The organism is Pseudogemmobacter humi (genome assembly GCF_900609055.1).
Taxonomy (GTDB): Bacteria; Pseudomonadota; Alphaproteobacteria; order Rhodobacterales; family Rhodobacteraceae; genus Pseudogemmobacter; species Pseudogemmobacter humi.
The window spans coordinates 1-6,207 of record NZ_UXAW01000064.1 but is presented as its reverse complement, the minus strand read 5'-3'; the positions used below and the strand labels follow the sequence as shown (position 1 = coordinate 6,207).

At 66.0% G+C, this 6,207-nt stretch carries 6 protein-coding genes; 4 read left to right on the top strand and 2 right to left on the bottom strand.

What is annotated here, in order from left to right:
• The first annotated feature begins 78 nt into the window (after positions 1-78).
• Positions 79-852 (top strand): hypothetical protein, encoded by a 774-nt coding sequence (locus XINFAN_RS10035; protein WP_124086428.1) that lies wholly within the window; start codon positions 79-81, stop codon positions 850-852.
• A gap of 3 nt (positions 853-855) precedes the next feature.
• Here the strand turns inward: XINFAN_RS10035 and XINFAN_RS10030 are convergent, their stop codons facing one another.
• Positions 856-1,305: a hypothetical protein gene (locus XINFAN_RS10030; protein ID WP_124086426.1), complete on the bottom strand. Its 450-nt coding sequence runs from the start codon at positions 1,303-1,305 to the stop codon at positions 856-858.
• Positions 1,306-1,570: 265 nt separating this feature from the next.
• Here XINFAN_RS10030 and clpB point away from each other — a divergent pair, with 265 nt between their 5' ends.
• The 3 genes from clpB (at position 1,571) to msrQ (ending at position 5,943) form a co-directional block, all read left to right on the top strand.
• Complete coding sequence (gene clpB / locus XINFAN_RS10025; protein ID WP_124086423.1) at positions 1,571-4,186, top strand: ATP-dependent chaperone ClpB; 2,616 nt, start codon at positions 1,571-1,573, stop codon at positions 4,184-4,186.
• A gap of 186 nt (positions 4,187-4,372) precedes the next feature.
• Positions 4,373-5,290 (top strand): protein-methionine-sulfoxide reductase catalytic subunit MsrP, encoded by a 918-nt coding sequence (msrP, locus tag XINFAN_RS10020; RefSeq protein WP_124086421.1) that lies wholly within the window; start codon positions 4,373-4,375, stop codon positions 5,288-5,290.
• A complete protein-coding gene (gene msrQ / locus XINFAN_RS10015) occupies positions 5,290-5,943 on the top strand; it encodes a protein-methionine-sulfoxide reductase heme-binding subunit MsrQ (protein ID WP_124086419.1) in 654 nt (217 codons plus the stop codon). Before msrP ends, msrQ begins: the two co-directional genes overlap by 1 nt.
• Before the next feature lie 177 nt (positions 5,944-6,120).
• Here msrQ and cas5 read toward each other — a convergent pair.
• A partial coding sequence (gene cas5 / locus XINFAN_RS22515) for a CRISPR-associated protein Cas5 (protein ID WP_124086430.1) occupies positions 6,121-6,207 on the bottom strand: 87 nt, incomplete at its 5' end.

Here is a 6,207-nt window from a genome sequence, read left to right as displayed (position 1 = left end):
GGCTTGGGGGCCGTTCGATTGACAGCCCGGGGCTTTGCGGCGAGTCTGGCGCCGGACGCGCAGATCCGAAGGAAGCCCATGGAAATCACCGTCACCTACGAGCGCCCCGAGGACGGCCCCGGCTCTGGCCCGATCCAGGTGGGCTGGTTTCTGGCCAAGGACAAGAACGCCGTCCTCTATGATCCGCCCGAGCGGGTGATCTTCCGCCAGCAAAACCGCGGCCATGCCAAAAGCGCCGCCCGCTGCCCCGGGGTGATCCAGCTTGAAAGCCGGTATTTCATGGTGAAATGCCCGTTCGATCTGCACATCGGCTTTGCCCGCGACGACAAGGGCCGCCCGGTGCTGATCAACCGCGCGGGCGCCGCCAGCCCGGTGCGGGCGAACAAGCTGAACGAAATGCTGACGCTGGTGAACGAGGCCGAATGGCGCACTCCCGACCGGCCGACGATCCAGCTCTCGCTGCCTTACTGCTTCATCGCCGATGAGATGGTCTATATCACCCAGCTCTCGCCCTTCCTGCATTACCGGAGCGATCCGCTGCCGGGCACGATCTTCGGCGGGCGGTTTCCGGTCTCGGTCTGGCCGCGGCCGCTGATGTGGGCGTTCGAGTGGCACGAGCCGGCGAAGGACATCGTGCTGCGCCGGGGCGAGCCGCTGTTTTATGCCCAGTTCGAGGGGATGGACCCCTCGCGCGCGGTGCAGGTGATCGAGGCGGCGCGGACGCCCGAGCTGGACCTTTATCTGGAGCAGATCGGCGGGGCGGTGAATTACGTGAACCAGACCTTCAGCCTGTTCAAAGCCGCCGAGGCCCTGCGCCCGAAGAAGCTGCTGGTGCCGAAGGCGCGCGACTGACGATCAGGCGGTGCTGAATTCGGCGGGCGGCGCCTCGTCCGGGTCGGGCCCGGGCGGACCAGGATCGGGCGGCAGCCAGACCTCATCCAGCTTCAGGAACGGCGCGAGCTTGTGCGGATCGGCCCAGACCGAGACATGGATCTCGGGGGGGCCCGAGGTCGCCAGATGCTCGGGCGTCAGCACCACGACGCGCAGCCGCAGCATCAGCCCCTCCATCAGCGCCGGTGCGAGGATCTGCGCCGCCACCGGCCCGACATGGCCCAGATAAGTCGGCCGCCGCGCGGGGATAAAGCCGAGGACCGGCCGCTTCACCACGGCGAAGATGCCGACGCGCCCGTCCTCCAGCAGCCGCGCCTCGGCGATGTCGCCCATGCAAAGCCCGGCCCTTCCGATATGGATGGCGATTCCCTCGACGGGGACCTGGGGCAGGATGGGTTCCAGTCTTTCCGACATGCTCGTTCCTTTTTGGGCCTCCTTCTGCCCGCCCGGGCCGGGGCGGGCAAGGGGCGCGCACAACCGGGGGTGAATGCCGCCGAAACCGGCGCGCCGCGTCGGCGGAAAAAGGATCAGCCAGGCCGGAGGGAAATTTTCCCGTCAGCGGATCGCGGGCGCTTGAACCCGCTGTGATCGCCCCCCAAATTCACAGACAAGGCCGGACAGGGGCATGCCTTTTCAGGGTGCCTCGGCAGAAACGGCGCTTATGAAAGGAGATGACCCGATGAACATTGAGAAGTTCACGGAGCGTTCGCGCGGCTTCATTCAGGCCGCCCAGACCATCGCGATGCGGGAAAGCCACCAGCGGGTGCTGCCCGACCATCTGCTCAAAGCCCTTATGGACGACGATCAGGGCCTCGCCGCCAATCTGATCCGCCGCGCGGGCGGCAGCCCCGAGCGGGTGAACGAGGCGGTCAATGCCGCCATCGCCAAATTGCCCAAGGTGACCGGCGGCGACGGCCAGACCTATATCGACCCGCAACTGGTGCGCGTGCTGGATGAGGCCGAACAGGTCGCGAAAAAGGCCGGCGACAGTTTCGTTCCGGTCGAGCGGATGCTGACCGCGCTGGCTTTGGTGAACACCCGGGCGAAAGACGCGCTGACCGCGGGCGCGGTGACGGCCCAGGGCCTGAACGCCGCGATCAACGATATCCGCAAGGGCCGCACGGCGGATTCCGCTTCCTCGGAAGACACGATGGAGGCGTTGAAGAAATATGCCCGCGATCTGACCGAGGCCGCCGGGCAGGGCAAGATCGACCCGATCATCGGCCGCGACGAGGAGATTCGCCGCGCCATGCAGGTGCTGAGCCGCCGCACCAAGAACAACCCGGTGCTGATCGGCGAGCCCGGCGTCGGCAAGACCGCCATCGCCGAGGGGCTGGCCTTGCGCATCGTCGACGGCGATGTGCCCGAATCCCTGCGCAACAAGAAGCTGATGGCACTGGACATGGGCGCGCTGATCGCAGGCGCCAAATACCGCGGCGAATTCGAGGAGCGGCTGAAAGCCATCCTGAAAGAGATCGAGGCCGCCGCGGGCGAGATCGTGCTGTTCATCGACGAGCTTCACGTTCTGGTCGGCGCCGGCAAGACCGATGGCGCGATGGATGCCGCGAACCTGATCAAACCGGCGCTGGCCCGGGGCGAGCTGCATTGCATCGGTGCCACCACGCTCGATGAATACCGCAAATATATCGAGAAGGACGCGGCGCTCGCCCGGCGGTTCCAGCCGGTGCTGATCACCGAGCCGACGGTCGAGGACACGATCTCGATCCTGCGCGGCATCAAAGAGAAGTATGAACTGCACCACGGGGTGAAGATCAGCGATTCCGCGCTGGTCGCCGCCGCGCAGCTTTCGCACCGCTACATCACCGACCGATTTCTGCCCGACAAGGCCATCGACCTGGTGGACGAGGCGGCCTCGCGTCTGCGGATGGAGGTGGACAGTAAGCCCGAGGAACTCGACGCGCTGGACCGCCAGATCCTGCAACTGACCATCGAATCCGAGGCGCTGAAGAAAGAGGACGATGCGGCGTCCAGGGACCGGCTGGAACGGCTTGAGAAGGAGCTGGCCGATCTGAAGGACCGTTCCGCCGAGATGACGGCGAAATGGCAGGCCGAACGCGACAGCCTGGAAAAGACCCGCGAGATGAAGGAACAGCTCGACCGCGCGCGGGCCGAACTCGACCAGGCCAAGCGCGAGGGCAATTTCGCCAAAGCGGGCGAGTTGCAATATGGCCGCATCCCGGCCCTGGAAAAGGACCTTGGCGAGGCCGAGGGCCGCGAGGGCCAGGCCCTGGTCTCCGAGTCGGTGCGCCCCGAGCAGATCGCCGAAGTGGTGGAGCGCTGGACCGGCATCCCCACCACCAAGATGCTGGAGGGCGAGAAGGATAAACTTCTGCGGATGGAGGACGAACTCGGCAAGCGGGTGATCGGCCAGCGCCAGGCGGTCGAGGCGGTCTCGAAAGCCGTCCGCCGCGCCCGGGCCGGGCTGTCGGACGAGAACAAACCGCTCGGCAGTTTCCTGTTCCTCGGGCCGACCGGCGTCGGCAAGACCGAACTGACCAAGGCTTTGGCCGAATATCTCTTCGACGACGACAATGCGATGGTGCGCATCGACATGTCGGAATTCATGGAGAAGCATTCGGTCGCCCGGCTGATCGGCGCGCCGCCCGGCTATGTCGGCTATGACGAGGGGGGCGTGCTGACCGAGGCGGTTCGGCGCCGGCCCTATCAGGTCGTCTTGTTCGACGAGGTGGAAAAGGCCCATCCCGACGTGTTCAACGTGCTGCTCCAGGTGCTGGACGACGGGCGGCTCACCGACGGCCAGGGAAGGGTGGTGGATTTCAAGCAGACGCTGATCATCCTGACCTCGAACCTCGGCGCGCGCAGCCTGTCGGAACTGCCGGACGGGGCCGATGCCTCGGCGGCGAAGGCCCAGGTGATGGAAGCGGTGCGGGCGCATTTCCGCCCCGAATTCCTGAACCGTCTGGATGAGATGATCATCTTCGACCGGCTGGGCCGCGCCGATATGTCCGGCATTGTCGAAATCCAGCTCAAACGGCTGGAGAAACGGCTGGAAGGGCGCAAGATCCGGCTCGACCTCAATGATGCCGCGAAGGCCTGGCTCGCGAACGAGGGCTACGACCCGGTGTTCGGCGCGCGGCCCCTGAAGCGGGTGATCCAGCGCCAGTTGCAGGATCCGCTGGCCGAGATGCTGCTGGCGGGCGAGATCCTCGACGGCTCGACCGTGACGGTTACCGCGGGCCCCGAGGGCTTGCAGGTGGACGACCGCGTGGTCGCCCGCGGCCGCCCGCGCCCGGCCGAGACCGCGCTGCACTGAGAACGGGAACGGGCCGCCTTCGGGCGGCCCTTTTCATTCCAGCCGGCGCAACCCGTCGCCCGCGCCGCAGGTGCCAGCACGCTCACCATTCCGGAAACGGGATGCACATATGCGTGACCTCGGCAACTTATTCCCTCGCCGTACCGTATACTGTCCGTAAGCTGTGCTGAACTTCGGAGGCCCGCGATGAAACCCGCTTTCAGATCCCCCCTGCGCTGGTCGCAGGTCACGCCGCGCCCGCTGTGGCTGAACCGGCGCAGCCTGATCGCGGGGCTCGGGGCCTCGGCGCTGGCAGGCTCGGCGTTGGCGCGCGATTATCCCGCCAGCCGCCATTCCACCGACGAGGCGCCGAACAGCTTCGAGGAAATCACCAACTACAACAACTTCTACGAATTCGGCTGGAACAAGGACGATCCCGCCCGCTACGCCCATGCCCTGACCACCGATCCCTGGGCCATCGAGATCGGTGGCCTCGTGGACCGGCCCGGCAGCTACGACCTCGCCGATGTGCTGAAGGGCCAGGTGCTGGAAGAACGCATCTGCCGCTTCCGCTGCGTCGAGGCCTGGTCGATGGTGATCCCCTGGATCGGGTTTGAACTGGCGGGCCTGCTGAACCGGGTCGGCGTGCAGCCCGGGGCGAAATATGTCGCCTTCCAGACCCTCCTCCGCCCCGGGGAAATGCCGGGCCAGCGCGGCGGCGGCATCGACTGGCCCTATGTCGAGGGGCTGCGGCTCGACGAGGCAATGAACCCGCTGACCATCCTTGCCACCGGCCTTTACGGCGAGGAGATGCCGAAGCAGAACGGCGCGCCGATCCGGCTGGTGGTGCCGTGGAAATACGGCTTCAAGTCGATCAAGAGTATTGTGAGGATCACCCTCACCGCGGAACAGCCCCCCACCACCTGGCAGGCCCTCCAGCCGCGCGAATACGGCTTCTATGCCAATGTGAACCCCGAGGTGGATCACCCCCGCTGGAGCCAGGCGACCGAGCGGCGGATCAGTTCCAGCCTGTTCGCGGGGCGGCAGGAGACGCTGATGTTCAACGGCTACGCTGACGAGGTGGCCGGGCTCTATGCCGGTATGGACCTGAGCGTGAACTACTGATGCTGCGGCTTGCCGGGCTGGCCAATGCCGGATCGCGCCGCCTGCCGGAATGGGCGGTCTGGCTGGCGGGGCTGATCCCGCTCGCCTGGCTGGTCTGGCTGACGTTCACCGGCGGCCTCGGGGTCGATCCGGTGCGCGGGATCGAGCACCGGCTGGGCAAGACCGGCCTCTGGTTCCTGATCGGCACCCTGGCCATTCCGCCGCTGCGGGCGCTGACCGGGGTTAACCTGTTGCGCCACCGCCGGGCGGTGGGGCTGCTGAGCTTCCTTTATATCGCACTGCACCTGACGGCCTGGATCTGGCTGGAGATGGGGCTGCTCTGGGCCCAGGCGATCCGCGATTTGGCGCGGCGGCCCTATCTGTTCTTCGGGATCACCGCTTTCCTTCTGCTGCTGCCGCTGGCGCTGACCTCGAACAAGGCGGCGATCCGGGGGCTCGGGCGCAACTGGCGACGGCTGCATCTGCTGGTCTGGCCGGCGGCGGGGCTCGGGGTGCTGCATTACCTCTGGCAGATGAAAATCGTCAGTGCCGAGGGTTGGATCTGGGCCGCGATTCTGGCCGCGCTGCTGATCTGGCGGGTGATTCAGCCGTGGATTCGCACCAGGCGGCAGAAGATTCGCCCCGGGATTCGCGCTGAATCGCTAAGTGATTGATTTTTCTTCCGTGTCTCGGGTGGTTTGCGCAAGATTATTGCCCGGGCCGCGACGGAGCCTTGGGCCGCAGCCAAGGTGGCACGATTTTCTTCACGCCCGAAACCCCTTGTTTTCATGGACATTCACGGCCTTCCGCAAAGATTTTGTGACTTCCCCGAAAAAAGCCTCTTGCGGGTTTCATCTGTGGGGCCTAGATACCGCCTCACCGAAACGGAACGGACGCCGGAACGAAGCGAACGGAAGCGCAAGCGGAAGGAAGCGGGG